Source organism: Abyssibacter sp. (assembly GCF_964229365.1).
Taxonomy (GTDB): Bacteria; Pseudomonadota; Gammaproteobacteria; order Nevskiales; family OUC007; genus Abyssibacter.
On record NZ_CAXRDQ010000065.1, the window covers coordinates 1 to 15,510 of the forward strand.

At 63.0% G+C, this 15,510-nt stretch carries 18 protein-coding genes; 5 read left to right on the forward strand and 13 right to left on the reverse strand.

The window, feature by feature from the left end; translation table 11 throughout:
* On the reverse strand, positions 1-359 hold a 359-nt coding region (locus ACE1EY_RS10580), incomplete at its 3' end, for a transglycosylase SLT domain-containing protein (RefSeq protein ID WP_370300153.1).
* Positions 360-473: 114 nt separating this feature from the next.
* On the opposite strand from ACE1EY_RS10580, the gene ACE1EY_RS10585 reads away from it, so the two are divergent.
* Genes ACE1EY_RS10585 through dnaQ form a run of 3 tightly spaced genes read left to right on the forward strand, consistent with a single transcriptional unit; the run spans position 474 to position 2,390 of the window.
* A complete protein-coding gene (locus ACE1EY_RS10585) occupies positions 474-1,232 on the forward strand; it encodes a methyltransferase domain-containing protein (RefSeq protein WP_291513786.1) in 759 nt (252 codons plus the stop codon).
* Between the two features lie 7 nt (positions 1,233-1,239).
* Complete coding sequence (rnhA, locus tag ACE1EY_RS10590) at positions 1,240-1,689, forward strand: ribonuclease HI (RefSeq protein ID WP_291513787.1); 450 nt, start codon at positions 1,240-1,242, stop codon at positions 1,687-1,689.
* On the forward strand, positions 1,689-2,390 hold the full coding sequence (gene dnaQ / locus ACE1EY_RS10595) for a DNA polymerase III subunit epsilon (protein WP_291513788.1): 702 nt from the start codon (positions 1,689-1,691) through the stop codon (positions 2,388-2,390). Before rnhA ends, dnaQ begins: the two co-directional genes overlap by 1 nt.
* Positions 2,391-2,400: 10 nt before the next feature.
* Here the strand turns inward: dnaQ and ACE1EY_RS10600 are convergent, their stop codons facing one another.
* From ACE1EY_RS10600 to ACE1EY_RS10655, 12 genes are all read right to left on the reverse strand, one after another.
* Complete coding sequence (locus ACE1EY_RS10600; protein WP_291513789.1) at positions 2,401-4,098, reverse strand: Na(+)/H(+) antiporter subunit D; 1,698 nt, start codon at positions 4,096-4,098, stop codon at positions 2,401-2,403.
* Complete coding sequence (locus ACE1EY_RS10605) at positions 4,088-4,393, reverse strand: hypothetical protein (RefSeq protein WP_291513790.1); 306 nt, start codon at positions 4,391-4,393, stop codon at positions 4,088-4,090. The genes ACE1EY_RS10600 and ACE1EY_RS10605 overlap by 11 nt, the downstream gene beginning before the upstream one ends.
* Complete coding sequence (locus ACE1EY_RS10610; protein ID WP_370300154.1) at positions 4,390-5,862, reverse strand: proton-conducting transporter membrane subunit; 1,473 nt, start codon at positions 5,860-5,862, stop codon at positions 4,390-4,392. Before ACE1EY_RS10610 ends, ACE1EY_RS10605 begins: the two co-directional genes overlap by 4 nt.
* Positions 5,859-7,343: a proton-conducting transporter membrane subunit gene (locus tag ACE1EY_RS10615; protein ID WP_370300155.1), complete on the reverse strand. Its 1,485-nt coding sequence runs from the start codon at positions 7,341-7,343 to the stop codon at positions 5,859-5,861. Before ACE1EY_RS10615 ends, ACE1EY_RS10610 begins: the two co-directional genes overlap by 4 nt.
* On the reverse strand, positions 7,340-7,702 hold the full coding sequence (locus tag ACE1EY_RS10620) for a cation:proton antiporter subunit C (RefSeq protein ID WP_291513793.1): 363 nt from the start codon (positions 7,700-7,702) through the stop codon (positions 7,340-7,342). The genes ACE1EY_RS10615 and ACE1EY_RS10620 overlap by 4 nt, the downstream gene beginning before the upstream one ends.
* Complete coding sequence (locus ACE1EY_RS10625) at positions 7,699-8,130, reverse strand: Na(+)/H(+) antiporter subunit B (protein ID WP_291513794.1); 432 nt, start codon at positions 8,128-8,130, stop codon at positions 7,699-7,701. Before ACE1EY_RS10625 ends, ACE1EY_RS10620 begins: the two co-directional genes overlap by 4 nt.
* A complete protein-coding gene (locus ACE1EY_RS10630; RefSeq protein ID WP_291513795.1) occupies positions 8,130-8,693 on the reverse strand; it encodes a DUF4040 domain-containing protein in 564 nt (187 codons plus the stop codon). The genes ACE1EY_RS10625 and ACE1EY_RS10630 overlap by 1 nt, the downstream gene beginning before the upstream one ends.
* Positions 8,690-9,031, reverse strand: coding sequence for a monovalent cation/H(+) antiporter subunit G (gene mnhG / locus ACE1EY_RS10635; RefSeq protein WP_291513796.1), 342 nt, complete (start codon positions 9,029-9,031; stop codon positions 8,690-8,692). Before mnhG ends, ACE1EY_RS10630 begins: the two co-directional genes overlap by 4 nt.
* Positions 9,028-9,318, reverse strand: a complete 291-nt coding sequence (locus ACE1EY_RS10640) for a monovalent cation/H+ antiporter complex subunit F (RefSeq protein WP_291513797.1) — start codon at positions 9,316-9,318, stop codon at positions 9,028-9,030. The genes mnhG and ACE1EY_RS10640 overlap by 4 nt, the downstream gene beginning before the upstream one ends.
* A complete protein-coding gene (locus tag ACE1EY_RS10645) occupies positions 9,315-9,791 on the reverse strand; it encodes a Na+/H+ antiporter subunit E (RefSeq protein ID WP_291513798.1) in 477 nt (158 codons plus the stop codon). Before ACE1EY_RS10645 ends, ACE1EY_RS10640 begins: the two co-directional genes overlap by 4 nt.
* 55 nt (positions 9,792-9,846) lie before the next feature.
* Positions 9,847-10,785: a metalloregulator ArsR/SmtB family transcription factor gene (locus tag ACE1EY_RS10650; protein ID WP_291513799.1), complete on the reverse strand. Its 939-nt coding sequence runs from the start codon at positions 10,783-10,785 to the stop codon at positions 9,847-9,849.
* A 73-nt stretch (positions 10,786-10,858) separates the two neighbouring features.
* Positions 10,859-11,776, reverse strand: a complete 918-nt coding sequence (locus ACE1EY_RS10655) for a phasin family protein (protein ID WP_291513800.1) — start codon at positions 11,774-11,776, stop codon at positions 10,859-10,861.
* A 275-nt stretch (positions 11,777-12,051) separates the two neighbouring features.
* Between ACE1EY_RS10655 and fadB the strand changes: the two genes are divergently transcribed.
* Together fadB and fadA are read left to right on the forward strand one after the other, a co-directional pair.
* The gene (fadB, locus tag ACE1EY_RS10660) at positions 12,052-14,205 is read left to right on the forward strand and encodes a fatty acid oxidation complex subunit alpha FadB (protein WP_370300156.1); all 2,154 of its coding nucleotides are present in this window, start codon (positions 12,052-12,054) and stop codon (positions 14,203-14,205) included.
* Positions 14,206-14,289: 84 nt separating this feature from the next.
* A complete protein-coding gene (fadA, locus tag ACE1EY_RS10665; protein ID WP_291513802.1) occupies positions 14,290-15,450 on the forward strand; it encodes an acetyl-CoA C-acyltransferase FadA in 1,161 nt (386 codons plus the stop codon).
* Positions 15,451-15,510 lie beyond the last annotated feature (60 nt).

A 15,510-nucleotide genomic window follows, 5' to 3' on the forward strand; every position in this document is an offset into this window, starting at 1 on the left:
CGCTGGATACCGAACCGGTCTGCCGTGTGTGGCATGAACTGCCAGAGCCCGGCCGCCGTGCCCGAACTGAACGCGTTGGGGTCGAAGCCGCTTTCGAGGAACGGGATGCAGATCAGTTCGGCCGGCATGCTGGCCGTTTCCAACTGTCGGGCGATGACGGCGAGGTAGGGCTCGGCGCGGCGCACCAGGGTGCGGATTTCATGCGGGCGCGATGCGAAGTCGTCCGACCAATAGCGGACGTCCTCGTGGTCATGACTGCCGATCCCGTAGTGGTCGGCCAGCTCGTCCCAGAAATCGTTGGCTTGCGTGGTGCCGGCAAAAAGAAAGAGCGCGGCGGCTAAAAGTCGTCGAACATTCACGTAATGGTTTTCTTGGTTCCCCGAGGTCGCGTGGATTGTGTTGCACCAGCCGTGCACGCACAAGGAGGGCGCCCTTCGTTATCCTACGGATCGATGCTTCCCTGGATGGACTCCATGCACCAGCAAGAAGTTCGCTTGAGCGAGTTGCGACGCTGGCGCGCGACGACACGCGGCAGCAATTTGGACGGGCTTGAACGGGCCCGCCTGCAGCAGGTTTTGCCGGGGCTGTTTGGCCGCTCGATATTGCAGATCGGCAGTTGGGGTCACGGCGAACAACTGATTGATGCGGCGCCGATGCCGTTTCGTGCGGTGCTCGGAACCGCGGGGGCCAGCGGCGAGAGTGCCGTGACCCGGTCCGGTGCGTTGCCGCTGCCCAAGGGGGTCGCGGATGTGATTCTGCTGCCGCATAGCCTGGAGTACGCCAGTTCGCCGCACCGGCTGCTGCGCGAGGCAGATCGGGTGCTGACGTCGCGCGGCCACGTGTTGATTCTCGGATTCAATCCGTTTTCCTGGTGGGGCGTGCGCAAACGCGTCGGCGCCACGGCCGGGCTGCCGCTGGGCGCGCGGTTTCTCAGCCGCCATCGGGTTTGCGACTGGTTGCATCTACTGGATTTTGACGTGCTGGACATCCACCGCTTCGGCGTGGGCCTGCCGTGGCTGCGTCCCACCGCGCGTAGCGATGGGCAACGATTGCGCTACTGGTGCAACGTTGCGGCCGAGAGCTACCTGATCGTGGCCAGAAAACGCACCATTCCCGTCACGCCGGTGCAGCAGCGCTGGCGCCAGGCGCGGCCTGGCGTCGCGCCGGCGCTGGGCGGCGTGCGGGTCAGTTTTGAAGCGGCGGCCGCACGCCGTCGCACCGACAATCACTGAGATCGACATGACACAACGCGTATGTGCGTACACCGATGGCGGATGCCGTGGAAACCCTGGGCCAGGAGGCTGGGGCGTGGTGCTGGAGTTCGGCGATCGCCGCAAGGAGCTGTCAGGCAGCGCCGACCTGACTACGAACAACCAGATGGAACTCATGGCCGCCATTCAGGCACTGGAAACCCTGTCGCGCGCCTGCGCGGTGGATCTCTATACCGACTCGACCTATGTCCAGAAGGGCATGAAGGAATGGCTGGCCAACTGGCGCAAACGCGGCTGGAAGACGGCCGCCGGGAAGCCGGTGAAGAACGCCGATCTCTGGCGCAGGCTGGATGCGGCCGCACAGCGCCATCAGGTCGTCTGGCACTGGGTGAAGGGCCACGCCGGGCACCCCGGAAATGAGGCCGCGGACCGGCTGGCGAATGAGGCCATGGACGCCATGGCCGCGGGTGCTGTCTGATGCGCCAGATTGTTCTCGATACCGAAACCACGGGTCTGGAGACCAGCGATGATCACCGTATCATCGAGATCGGTTGTGTCGAACTGAAAAGCCGGCGCGCCACCGGCAATACGTTCTGGCACTACCTGCAGCCCGACCGGCTGATCGACGAGGGCGCCATCGCCGTTCATGGCATCACCAACGAGATGCTGGCCGAGAAGCCTCGCTTTGCCGATGTGGCGCAGGAATTCATCGAGTATCTGCGTGGCGCGGAACTGATCATCCACAACGCGGCGTTTGACGTCGGCTTTCTAGATCACGAATTCTCGAAACTGCCAGATCCGCCGCCGCCGGTCAGCGAGTGGTGCGTGATCACCGATACGCTGGCCATGGCGCGGCAGATGCATCCGGGCCAGCGCAACTCCCTGGATGCGCTCTGCCGGCGCTATACGGTCGACAACTCCGGCCGCGATCTGCATGGCGCCTTGCTCGACGCCCAATTGCTGGCCGAGGTGTACCTGGCCATGACCGGCGGACAGCAGACGATCGAGCTGGCCGCGGATGATGCGGGGGGAGTCGAGCGCGCCGTGGTCAGGCTATTTCCGCCGGCGGATGGTCGGCCGCGGGTGATTCGGGCGACCGAACCGGAGAAGGCCGAGCATGCGGCGCGCATCCGGGGCATGGTCGACAGCGGCGCCCCAGAGCGCGCGTGGCCGGACTAGCTCAGCCGAGTTAGCGCAACAGGCCGCCCAGCACGATCAGCCCCAGGACCGTTGTGGCCCACCAGACCAGCGTTCCCGACCGCCACGAGGTCACCAGGCGGCCGCCCGGCCGAGCCTGAGAGAGCACCTGGGCATCGAGTTGTCGCCACGCCTGATTAACGCCGCGTCGTGCGAACGCCTGCAACTGCAAGAAGAACGCGGCGACGGAGGCTGTCAATGCCGGTGCTGCGCGCCGGTAGAGCCAATCAGAATCCAGATTGATGGATCGTAGTTCAGGCGGATAAATCCCCGTCCGCATCATCACGGTGAAGGCCAGCGCAGAGAACATCAGCAGCTGCAGCTGCGTCATCACATGCGTCAAGGTGTACGGAGCGTAGTCGACGGCGAACGGCAGCAGTGCGTAGAGCGGTGCCGGATAGACCCCGATGCCGATGCACAGCGCCGCCGCAATTGCCATGGCGATCAGCATGTTCATCGGCGCCTCGCGACAGCGCTTGCCGCTGTCATGAGCGAAGAACGCAAAGTAGGGGATCTTGATGCCCGAGTGATGAAACACGCCGGCCGAGGCGAACAGCAGTACCGCGACCACCCACCACAGTTCCGCCTGCTTGGCAGCGGCGCTGATGATCATCGATTTCGAGACAAAGCCGGAGAACAGCGGAAAGGCGGAAATGGACGCAGCACCGATCACGCAGAACAACGTCGTCCAGGGCATGGACTTGTACAAACCGCCCAACTCCGACCCGTTGACGGTGCCCACGCGCAGCAGCACCGCGCCCATGCTCATGAACAGCAGGGCCTTGTAGAGAATGTGGCAAAACGCGTGTGCGGCCGTGCCGTTGAGCGCGAGCTCGGTGCCGATGCCGATGCCGACAACCATGAATCCGAGCTGATTGTTCAAGCTGTAGGCCAGCACGCGGCGCAGATCGTTTTCGATCACCGCGTAGAAGATCGGGAATGCGGTCATCAGCGCGCCGATCCAGATCAGATGCTCGGTGCCTGCGTAGCCGCGAGCCAGCGCGTAGACCGCGAGCTTGGTGGTGAAGGCCGATAGCACCACCGTACCGGTGACGGTGGCTTCGGGGTAGGCGTCCTGCAGCCAGTTGTGCAACAGCGGGAAGGCGCATTTGATCCCGAAAGCCAGGAAGATCAGCCAGCCGCCGGGTGCATCTAGGCCGATATGGTCGAAGCTTAGCGACCCGGTTTCATGGGCCTGCACCGCCGCGCCCGCCAATAACAACAACCCGGATGCGACCTGGATTAGCAGGTACCGCATCCCGACCCGATAGGCGCGTTCGGTGCGCCTTGCCCAGATCAGGAATACCGAGGCAACCGCGGTCAGCTCCCAGTAGATGAACAGTGTCAGCAGGTCACCGGCCAGACAGGCCGCGACGGCCGCTCCGGCGTAAACCATGCCGGCGACATGCTGCATGGTGTCGCGCAGGTGCAATGCGTACACCGCCATCAACAGCGCCGCGATCAGGAAGATCAGCGAAAACACGAAGCTGAGCGAGTCGACACGCAGAGTCTCCAGCGTCTGCCCCATGATCGTGACCTGACCGGAGACGCCATGGGGCAGGTCGATCAGCACCGCCAGTGCCAACGCGGGCAGGCCGAGCAGCCAGACATGCCGAAGCGCACCACGAACCAGAGGGACCAGCAGCCCGCCAACGAGCAGAATCAGCCCCGGATTGATGTCAGGCAGCATCGTCGAGCTCCGTTTCGGGTTCGGCCGGTTCGTAATAGTCCTCGCGTCGCATCACCATGCGGCGCATGGCCTTGGCGGCCAGCACCAGGGCCACGCAGGCGATGAACCCGAACCAGGCATGAAAACCGAACCAGCCCTCGAACGGCGTGTAGGCGTGCTTGTGGTAGGCGAGATCAGCGAAGAACAACAAAGCGCTGGTGATGTAAACGCCGTAGACAATCGCCTTGATTCGGCCCGGGTGGTCAAAAAAGCCGGGCGCTTCGTCGGTTGTTGAACGCGGGCCGGACGCATTCATGGAATGGCTCCCTGCAACAAGCGGATAACGGGTTCAGCCAAGACGAACGCCGCAAGGCAGCCCACAGCGGTGAGCATGAGCGGTGCGACCATGGTGGCCGCGGCCTCTCCGTCGTGGTGTCCATGATCTTGGGGGGCTCCGGCGTGCGGAGGTTCGGCACTTGGCCGCAGGAAGCCGCGGGCCACAATCGGCAGCAGGTAGGCGATGTTCAGCAGCGAGCTGATCGCCAGGGTTGCCACAATCCAGTATTGCTCCGCCTCCAGCGCGCCCAATGTCAGCCACCACTTGCTCCAGGTGCCGCCCAGCGGGGGGATCCCGATGATCGAGAGACTTGCCAGGCCAAATGCGGCAAATGTCCACGGCATCTTGCGTCCCAATCCATCGAGTTCGTAGACCAGCGTCTTGTGGTGCGCCACGTAAATGGCGCCCGCGCAGAAGAACAGCGTGATCTTGCCCAGGGCATGCATGACGATGTGCAGGCCCGCGCCCTGTGCAGCCAAGCTCGTGGCCATCGTGGCACCGAGTACGATGTACGAAAGCTGGCTGATCGTTGAATACGCCAGCCGGGCTTTCAGATTGTCCTGTTGTAGCGCAATGATCGAGGCCATCAGGATGGTGAAGCCGGCGACCCATTGCATGATTTCGCTGGCGTCGGTCTGGTCCAGATTGTCCAGCCCAAAGATCATCACTGACACCTTCAGCACCGCGAACACCCCGGCCTTGACCACCGCCACGGCGTGAAGCAATGCCGACACCGGCGTTGGCGCGACCATCGCCGCTGGCAGCCAGCGGTGGAAGGGCATGAGGGCGGCCTTGCCCAGGCCAAACAGGAACAGGGCGTAGAGCACCGCCAACACGGCCGGTGACGCCTTGCCCGTCAGAATGCCCCCCGCGCGGAACTCCGTAGTCCCGGCGAGCAGCCCGGCCCAGACGATGGCGGGTAGCAACAGACCCACGGACGTCGTGATCAAAATGCCGAGATAGATGCGCCCGCCCCGGCGAGCTTCTGCCGTGCCCTTGTGCGTCACCAGCGGCCAGGTGCTGAGTGTCAGCACCTCGTAAAACAGGAACAGGGTGACCAGGTTGCCCGCCAGCGCGATCCCCATGGCGGCGAAGATCGCCAGGGCGAAGCAGACAAAAAAACGTGTGCGATGCTTTTCGCCTGCGCCTTCGAGGTAGCCGGCGGCGTACACCGAGGTGATTGGCCACAGGCCGGCAGCCACCGAGGCGTACAGCAGGCCGAGCGGTTCGAGTACGAACAACAGCTCGATGCCCGGCAGGATGGCCCAAGCCTCCCATGTCGGGCGGTCGCCGCCGATCACGGTTGGCCACGCACCGAACACGACCACTGCCAGCAAGCCGCCGCCGATCAGGGTGACGGCGTTGCGCAGGGCTGGTGAGCGTCCCGCGAATGCAACAGCGAGCGCTGTCAGCAGCGGAATCGCCAACGCGACGATGACGACATTCATCGTCCGACTCCGAACAGGTCGGCGCCGGCCTGAGCGGTCAGCTCGACCAGCCAGCTGCTGTGCACACCGAGGTAGACCACCAGCCCCGAGAGCATGGCCAGACTCAGCGTCGCGCCAACTGGGGTACGGCTCGCGGCAGCGGGCGGCTGCGAAGCATCGGAATCGCCGAACCAGGCAATCTCGACAACGCGCCAGCAGTAGATCACTGCCAGCAGCGAGCTGACTAAGACTGCGGCGACTGCGACCCAGGCGGATTCCGCGATCAACGCCTGCAGTAGCACCCACTTGCTAATGAACCCGCCGGTGCCGGGCACGCCGATCAGGCCCAGCGCGCCGATCACGAACGCGGCGAACAACCACGGTGATTGCTGCGGCATCCCGGCGAAGTTAGCCACAGTCGCGTGGCCATGGCGCCACACCAGCACCCCGGCGATTACGAACAGCCCGCACTTGATGACACCGTGATTGACCATGTGCGTCAGCGCGGCCGAGGCACCGGCATCGGTGCCCAGGCCAATGCCGAGAACGATGTATCCGATCTGCGCCAGGCTGGACCACGCCAGCAGCCGCTTGAAGTCGGTTTGATAGATCGCGGCGATGGAACCGGCGACCATGGCGATGCAGGCGAGCCAGACCAGCGCCGTGCCGATCGGCAGCGTGGCAAAGACCACCACCGGGCCGATCACGGTTGCGGCGAAACGGAGCAAGACATAGGCGGCGACCTTGGTCGCGGTGGCCGCCATGAAGGCGGTGACCGCCGAAGGTGCCTCGGCGTAGGCGGCTGGCAGCCACGCATGCACGGGGAACAGTGCGATCTTGATCGACAGGCCAACGACGATGAAGGCCGCTGCGGCGATTAGCACGCGGCTATCGAACCCCATGGTGAGCGAACCGGCCAGATCCGCCATGTTCAAGGTGCCGGTTAGCGCGTACAGCAGGCCCACGCCGGTGAGAAAGAAGGTGCCGCCGACCGTGCCCATGACCAGATAGCGAAAACTGGCGAGCAGCGCCCGGCGCGAGTTGCCCATCGCGATCAGCGCGTAGCCAGACAGCGATGAGATTTCCAGGAACACGAAAACGTTGAACGCATCGCCGGTGGCCGCCATGCCCAGCAGGCCGGTCAGGCAAAGTGTCAGGCAGGCGTAAAACAGGTAGATACGAGGCTCGGAGATTTCGCGTTCGATCGATGCCTTGGCCATCGGTGTGACCAGTAGCGCGATACCGCTGACTAGGCAGAGCACGATCGCATTGGCGAGATCGATCCGGTATTCGATGCCGAACGGGGGCTCCCAACCGCCGAGAAACGCTTGCAGCAACCCTTGCTCTTGGACCAGCAACAGGCACTGCACGGCGAGCGCAAAGCTACTCGCCGCAGCCGCGCCGAAGAGCGCCCACGCAGCGGTGGGGTTGCGCACCAGGACGATGAGCGGTGCGATCAGTAATGGGATCAGCACCACGAGTACGGGCAACTGCGTATTCACGCGGGTTGGTTCTCCCGTTTGTCCCGCTCGATGGCCTCAAATTCCTCGATCGTGCGATACGCCTCGTGTATGCGTACTACCAGCGCCAGTCCCACGGCCGTGGTGGCGACGCCGACGACAATGGCGGTGAGGATCAATACATGCGGCAGAGGGTTGGAGTACGCCACAGCGTCGCCGGTCAGAATCGGTGCGGTGCCGCCTTCGATCTTGCCAAGGCTGATAAACATTAGGAATACGGAGGTCTGGAACATCATCAGGCCCAGCAATTTCTTCACCAGATTGCTATGCGCCATGATGGTGTACAGGCCGATCATCATCAGCAGGACGACGACCCAGTAATTGTAGTGCGCGAGGATCATTGTCGGCCCCGACCGGCGAAGCTGAAGAACAGCATCAGCATGACCGATGCCACCGTGATGCCGACGCCCAGTTCGACCAGCAGAATGCCCAGATGCTGCCCATGGCTGGGATGCTCGGGATCGATGGCGTCGTAATCGAGAAAGGCATACCCCGATAACAGGCTGAAGACCCCAACGCCGGCGTAGAGCAATACGCCCAACGCGGCGAGGCGACGCAGTACCGGAGGCGGCACGACCTGCCGTGCTGCACCCAAGCCGAAAACCAGAGCGTAGAGAATGATGCCGGCGGCGAAGATAACACCGGCCTGGAATCCGCCGCCCGGTCCGTAGTCGCCGTGGAACTGCACATAAAGCGCGAACAGCAGAATCATCGGAATCAGCATCTTGGCGACGACCCGCAGGACGACGTGCTCCTGATGCAGCGCCATCAGTGGTCATCCTCTGCGCGCTCGCGACTGCAACGGCCCAGCAGCATCAGCACCGCGATGCCGGCGGTGAACACAACCATGACCTCGCCCAGGGTGTCGAAGCCCCGGTAGCTGGCGAGCAGGGTGGTCACCATGTTGGGAATGCCGACTTCGTCGTGGGTTGTCTCCACATAACGTTCGGCGATCGGATGAGTCTGAACCGGCGTATCGGCCGCGCCGAAGGGCGGCAAGTCCGATAGCGCGAACAGCAGCACCGCGCCGCAGGCCACGGAAACCAGCAGAGCCGGAAGACGGCGCTCATGCGAGGCCGCGTTCTCGCGTGAGCGTGTCAAACCGAAGGTCGCCAGAAACAGCACCGTGGTCATGCCGGCGCCCACTGCGGCTTCGGTGAAGGCGACGTCCACGGCATCGAGCAGCACGAATACGCTGGCGCTGAGCAAGCTGTAGATGCCGCTGAGCATTGCCACCGCAAACAGGCCGCGCAGCCGGGCGATCGCAATCGCCGTCACGACCAGGCAGGCCAGCAGGAATACATTCAGGGCATCGAAGGCGAATACATTCATGACCGGGCCTTGGTTGCGCCTGCGGTGGGTTTCATCGAACCCAGCAGCGGTTTGTAGCCGTCGCCCAGCGCTGCCTGCGCCAGCGCATGTGATGCGGTGGGGCTGGTGAGGATCAGAAACCCGATGATCAGGACAAGGCGAACGGCGACGGTCCAGTCAGGCGCCTGCAGCAGCAGCCCGAACAGGATCATCGAGGCGCCGACGGTATCGGTGACGCCCGCGGCATGGGAGCGCGTGAACAGGTCTGGCATGCGCAACAGGCCGATGCCGCTGATCACGCAGAACATGCCGCCACCCAACAGCAGCATCCAGGACAACGCATCCGCAAACAGGGTCATAGGTCGTCGTGCTCCCCGGCACCGTCGATCCAGCCCAGTTCGCCGTAGTGCATCAGCTTCAGCACGGCGACGGTTCCAATGAAATTGATCAGCGCGTAGACCAGGCCGATGTCGAGAAACTCAGGGCGCCCGAACAGAAAGCCCGCCACCGCGATGAACAACACGGTCTTTGTGCCGAAGACATTGAGTGCCAGGATGCGGTCGTAAACCGATGGGCCGAGCAGCGCCCGGGCGAGGGCAAGGCTCATCGTGATGGCAACCGCCACCATGGCTGCGGCAAACATCATGCGCCGGTGTCCAGTTGCCGGACTCGGGCCGCGAAACGGCCGGTTTCCAGCTCATCAATGAAGGCCTCATCGACGCTGTGAACGTCGATATGTTCGGCATCGACCCGCACCGACAGCGTGCCCGGGGTCAGCGTGATCGAGTTCGCCAGGATGGTCTCGCCCATGCTGGATGTCTGGCCATGGCGCACCGGGCGCAGGCCGGGGTTCAATGACTGCGGGCCGCGCAATACGCGAATCGAAACCTGGGCCGCAGATCGGAACACTTCCTTGGTCAGCCAAAGCGCGTACAGCGGCATGCGATGGGTGATGCGCAGCGGAACCATCTCGTGATCGGCGACGGACATGCGGCTGGCAATCCACAGCACCAGCGCCACGGAGGCCGCGCCCAGGCTGGTTAGCAGCACGGTGTAGTGACCGGACAAGACCAGCCAAAACGTGATCAGCAGTAGGCCAAGACTGACGAGGTAGCGCATCGCTCGGTCGTTCCAATGGTGTGATTGCGGACCCCAAGCTGACGCAAACGTCCTCTCAGGCTGGTTTGGCTACCGCTATCACCACCTCAAAGTAGGGAGGGCGTTGTTCCCGCGAACCGCTACGGCACGATACAACACGCAATCCTTGGCCCTCAAGCAAATCCCGCAGGGCCGGTTCGCTAAAGCCTTGATTTACATGGTCGTACGCGCGTGTTGTGGCCGGGTGTTCATGGGCGGAAAGCGTCGCGACGATGAGCGTGCCGTTCGCGTGAAGCACCCGTGTCGCCTCGGCAATGACACGTGCGGGATCACTCGCATAGGTTAGCGCATGCATGCAGAACACGACCGAGAATTGCTCGGCGTCGTAGGGCAGGGCGTGCATGTCCGCCTGTTCGAAACGAACATTGAGATGATGTGCCAGCCGTCGCCGGCCCGCTTCGACCACGTTGCGGCTGAGGTCGACACAGGTGACCGTTTTCGCGTGGTTGGCCAGCAGTTCCGCCAATACGCCATCACCGGAGGCGATATCCAGCACGTCGCCCAGTTCCAGCAACTCGATCAGCGCTCGCGCGGTGGCCTCCCAGGTGCGGCCGGGCGAGTAATGCAGCTCCATGCGGCCAGCAACCGAGTCCGCCCAGGACAAGGTGGCATGCCGGCGCAGGATGACTTCGCGCGCCCGTTCAAGGTCAGCGCCGATCTGGTCGTCATCCAGGCGTGTTTTCATCGCGCTCCAAAGCACGCCGGGCAGGCTGTCGCCGACGTCCGGAGAAAACGAATAAAGGGTGCTGGCGCCGAGGCGGGAATCCGTCAGCAGTTGTGCCTCGCGCAGCTTGCTCACATGGGATGACACGCGGCTCTGGGCAAGTCCGGTGACCTGCGTGAGTTCGGCCACCGACAACGCGTCCGTCTCCAGCACGGCGAGCAGCCGCAGTCGCGTGCCGTCCGCCAGCAGGCGACAGGCTTGGGTCAGAGCGTCGAGAGAGCCAGTTTCCATGGGGTTGCGCGTAAGGGGGTGGCACAAAAAGGCCCGGCGCGGAACCGGGCCTGGTCAGGAGGCTGACGAACCGTCAGGAGTCGGGTGTTGTCTTGGCCGCCGAAGTGGCCCGCTTGACCCGCGAGGTGCTGCTGGCGGGTTTCTTGGCAGCGGGTTTCGCCGTGGACGTGGACTTGCTGGCCGTTGTCTTGGCCGCCGCGCGTTTTGCCGGCGCGCGCTTGGTCGTCGTGCCGGTGGGTTTGGTCTTGCTTGCGGTCGACTTCGCTGCCGTAGCGGTGCCCGTCGACTTTTTCGCGGTGGCGCGGGTGGTCTTGCTGGCGGCGGCCGGCTTGGACCTGCTCGCCGCGGTTGCTTGCGCGGCCGTCTTCGCAGCTGTCTTGCGCGCAGGCGCCTTTTTGGCGGGCGTCTTTCGGGTTGTCGTCTTGCTCGCCGGTTTCTTCGCTGTGGTCTTGGCGCTTGCCGTGGACTTCCTGGCGGTCGTGGCAGGCTTGGTCGGGCGGGCCGCTTTGGTCGTGGTCTCGATCTGCTCGGCGGCGGCGCTGACAGCGGATTCGGCGGCGCTTCGGGCCGATGTGGTCGCAGCTCGAACCTGTTTGGCGGCGGTGGTCGCCTGCTTCTTGGCGGCGTTGAGCTGCTTCTTCGCCGTGGTCTTGCCCTGCAGGTTCGCGGAAAGGGCGTCGGTTAACGCAACACGTGTTTCGGTGATGATCTGCACACTGGTCCGCGCGTTGGCGATGATCTGGTCGATGGTCGACTGCAGCAGGTCCAGCTGGGCCTGTGCCGTGCTTTTTACGTCACCTTTCTTCGTGCTGGCCTTGAGTCCGTCGACGACAGACTTGTAGCTCTTCTGGAGCTCGTCCAATTCGTGTTCGGCCAGTCGTTGAATGCCTTCGTAGACGATCTTGTTGGCACTGATCACGGTTTCGATGGCGATGCTGCGGACATCGTCCATCTGGGTCTTCAACTTCGCGAGCTTCTTTTTCGCGGCCATAGCGTCCCCGATCCTTGCGGTTGCGGATGTCGTCGCGAGTGTAGGAGCGGGAAAAATCCCTGTCAAAATCACAAATTATGAGCGGCCGTTTCAGTGTTGCGAGAGATCGACGCCCGGTACGTCTGAAATTCCTTTTGAATGGCGCTCCCGCCCGCCGTTTCGCGGTTTACGCCCCTACGGCCCGTCGATATAGTGGCCCGTCCCTCATTCTCGCGGAGGAGTTCGTCTGCACTTATGGCGATCTCCAAAAATTCTCATATAAATAGGACAAGCCTATGATTTTCCAAGGAAAGTCTATCCAGTGTCATGATCTGGGTGACGGCATCGTTGAACTGCGCTTTGATCGCGAAGGTGACGCGATCAACAAGTTCGACGCCGCCACCGTCAAGGAACTGGGCGAAGCCACCCAGGCCATCGCCCAGTTCGACGGCGCCAAGGGCGTGGTCGTCGCCAGTGCCAAAGACGGCTTCATCGTTGGGGCGGATATCACCGAGTTCGGCGAGGCCTTTGCCCGTCCGGACGAAGAAATCATCCAGTGGTGCGCAGATTCCAATGCGGTGTTTTCCGCGTTTGAAGATCTTCCGGTGCCGACTGTGACCGCTATCAACGGCGTTGCGTTGGGCGGCGGGTTCGAGATGGCCCTGTCTTCGGACTATCGTGTCATGGCCTCCAAGGCCGCCGTCGGGCTGCCGGAAGTCAAGCTGGGGTTGTTCCCTGGGTTCGGCGGCACCGTGCGTCTTCCGCGCCTGGTTGGCGCGGACAACGCGATCGAGATGATCGCCGGCGGCGGCAATGTGAAGGCGAAGGACGCCCTGGCCAACGGTTGCACCGATGCCGTTGTGGAAGCGGACCATCTGCTGGACGCGGCCAAGGATCTGCTCGCACGCGCCAATAGCGGCGAGCTGGACTGGAAAGGGCGTCGCGCCCAGAAGACCGGGCCGCTCAAGCTGGGACCCATCGATTCGATGATGGTCTTCGAAACGGCCAAGGGATTCGTGGCCGGCAAGGCTGGCAAGCATTACCCGGCGCCCATAGAAGCCATCAACGGCATCCAGAAAGCCGCCGGCAAGGGACGCGATGAGGCCCTGAAGATCGAGCACAAGGGCTTTGCCAAGGTCGCCAAGACCACGCAGGCTGCGGCATTGATCGGCATCTTCATGAACGATCAGTTCCTGAAGAAGAAATCCAAGGGCTGGATCAAGCAGTCCAAGGAGATCAAGCAGGGTGCGGTGCTGGGCGCCGGGATCATGGGTGGCGGTATCGCCTACCAGGCGGCGTCCACCGGTACGCCGATGATCATGAAGGACATCAACAAGGCCGCGCTGGACCTGGGCCTGAACGAGGCGTCCAAGTTGCTGGGCAAGCAGGTCGCCCGCGGCAAGATGGACGCCGCCAAGATGGCCGGCGTGCTCAACAACATTCGCGATACCTTGAACTATGGCGATTTCGGCGAAGTCGACATCATTGTCGAAGCCGTGGTCGAGCGGGCCGACATCAAGAAGCTGGTCTATGCGGATGTCGAGAAACATGCGCGTGAGGACGTGATCATCGCCTCGAACACCTCGTCGATCTCCATCGACGATCTGGCCGCTGATCTCAAGCGTCCGGAGAACTTCCTGGGCATGCATTTCTTCAACCCCGTGCACCGCATGCCGCTGGTCGAGGTCATCCGTGGCTCCAAGACCTCGGACGAGGCCATCGCCGCGACGGTGGCTTTGGCGACGCGGATGAAGAAGACCCCGATCGTGGTCAACAACTGCCCGGGCTTTTTGGTCAATCGCATCCTGTTCCCGTATTTCTTCGGCTTCGAGGGTTTGATCGCCGAAGGCGCCGACTTCCAGCGCATCGACAAGCTGATGGAAGGTTTTGGCTGGCCGATGGGGCCGTCGTACCTGAACGACGTCGTGGGCATGGATACCAGCCAGCACGTTGGGCATGTACTGGCGGCCGGCTACCCGGACCGCATGAGTCCGACCGAAGGGCAGAAATCCTCACTGGATCTGATGGTCGAGGCCGGTCGCCTCGGGCAGAAGTCCGGCTCCGGCTATTACAAGTACGAGCAGGATCGCAAGGGCAAGCCGAAGAAGGTCAAGGACCCGGAGGCCTACGACATCATCAAGCCGGCGGTGCAGGAGACGCGCGAGCATTCCGACGAGGAAATCATCGAGCGTCACATGCTGCCGATGATCATCGAGACCGCTCGCTGTCTGGAACAGGGCATCGTCGATACCGCCCCCGGAGCCGACATGGGTCTGATCATGGGCATCGGTTTCCCGCCGTTCCGCGGTGGTGCGCTGAAATATGCCGACACCCTGGGGCTCGACTATGTGGTCAAGGCCTGCGAGAAGTACGCCTATCTCGGCAAGCTCTACGAGCCCACTGACCGCATGAAGGATATGGCCGCCAAGGGCGAAAGCTACTACGGCTGATGCACCGAGCCGGGGCCGGGTCTCGATGACCCGCTCCGGACCGGTTGAGCATCCACTCAAGAATTTCAGAATTGGAGAAACGTTATGACCGAAGTCGTCATTGTCGACGCCGTCCGCAGCGCGATGGGCCGATCAAGAAATGGTCAGTTCCGCAACACCCGTGCTGAAGAGCTGTCGGCCGAACTCATGAAGGCCGTGCTCAAGCGCAACGAGGCCGTCCAGGCCGAAGACATCGATGACGTGATCTGGGGCTGCGTGCAGCAGACCCTGGAGCAGGGCTTCAACATTGCCCGCAACGCGTCACTGCTGGCCGGATTGCCGCATTCCGTACCAGGCCAGACCGTCAACCGTCTGTGTGGCTCGTCCATGTCGGCGATCCACATCGCGGCCAGCAACGTGCTGGCCGGTCAGGGCGATGTCTACCTCTGCGGCGGTGTGGAGCACATGGGCCATGTGCCGATGAACCACGGCGTGGATTTCAGCCCGGCGATCTCGCTGCATACGGCCAAGGCCGCCGGCATGATGGGCCTCACCGCCGAACTGCTGGGCAAGATCAACGGCATTTCCCGGACGGATCAGGATCAGTTCGCGCTCACCTCGCACCAGCGTGCCGTGGCGGCGCAAGCCTCTGGCATCAATAACAGCCAGGTCGTTCCGATCCGGGCACATGATCCGGATGGCAACCTGATCATGACCACGAATGACGAGGTCGCCCGTGCCGACGCCAGCCTCGAATCGCTGGGCGGTTTGCGTCCGGCCTTCGATCCGCGTGGCTCCGTAACCGCTGGCAACAGCTCTGCCTTGTCCGACGGCGCGTCCTGCGTACTGGTCATGTCGGCCGAAAAGGCCAAGTCGCTCGGCCTGAAGCCCATGGTCAAGATTCTTGGCATGGGCTGGGCTGGATGCGATCCATCGATCATGGGGCGCGGTCCGGTTCCGGCCACCCAGCAGGCGCTGAAAAAGGCCGGCATGGATCTCGGCGACATCGAGTACATCGAACTCAACGAGGCCTTTGCCGCGCAGAGTTTGGCCGTACTCAAGGAGCTGAAGCTGCTGGACAAGCAGGACATCGTCAATGTTCGCGGAGGCGCCATCGCACTGGGCCATCCGCTGGGCTGCTCGGGTAGTCGCATCACCGGCAACCTCGCGCATGTACTGCACGAGAAGAACGCCAGCATCGGCCTGGCCACGATGTGTATCGGGCTGGGGCAGGGCGTGGCCACCATCGTCGAGCGCATGCACTAAACAGCGCTCGTCACTGCAAGCAAAGAAAGCCCGCGTTTCGCGGGCTTTCTTTTTTTGCGA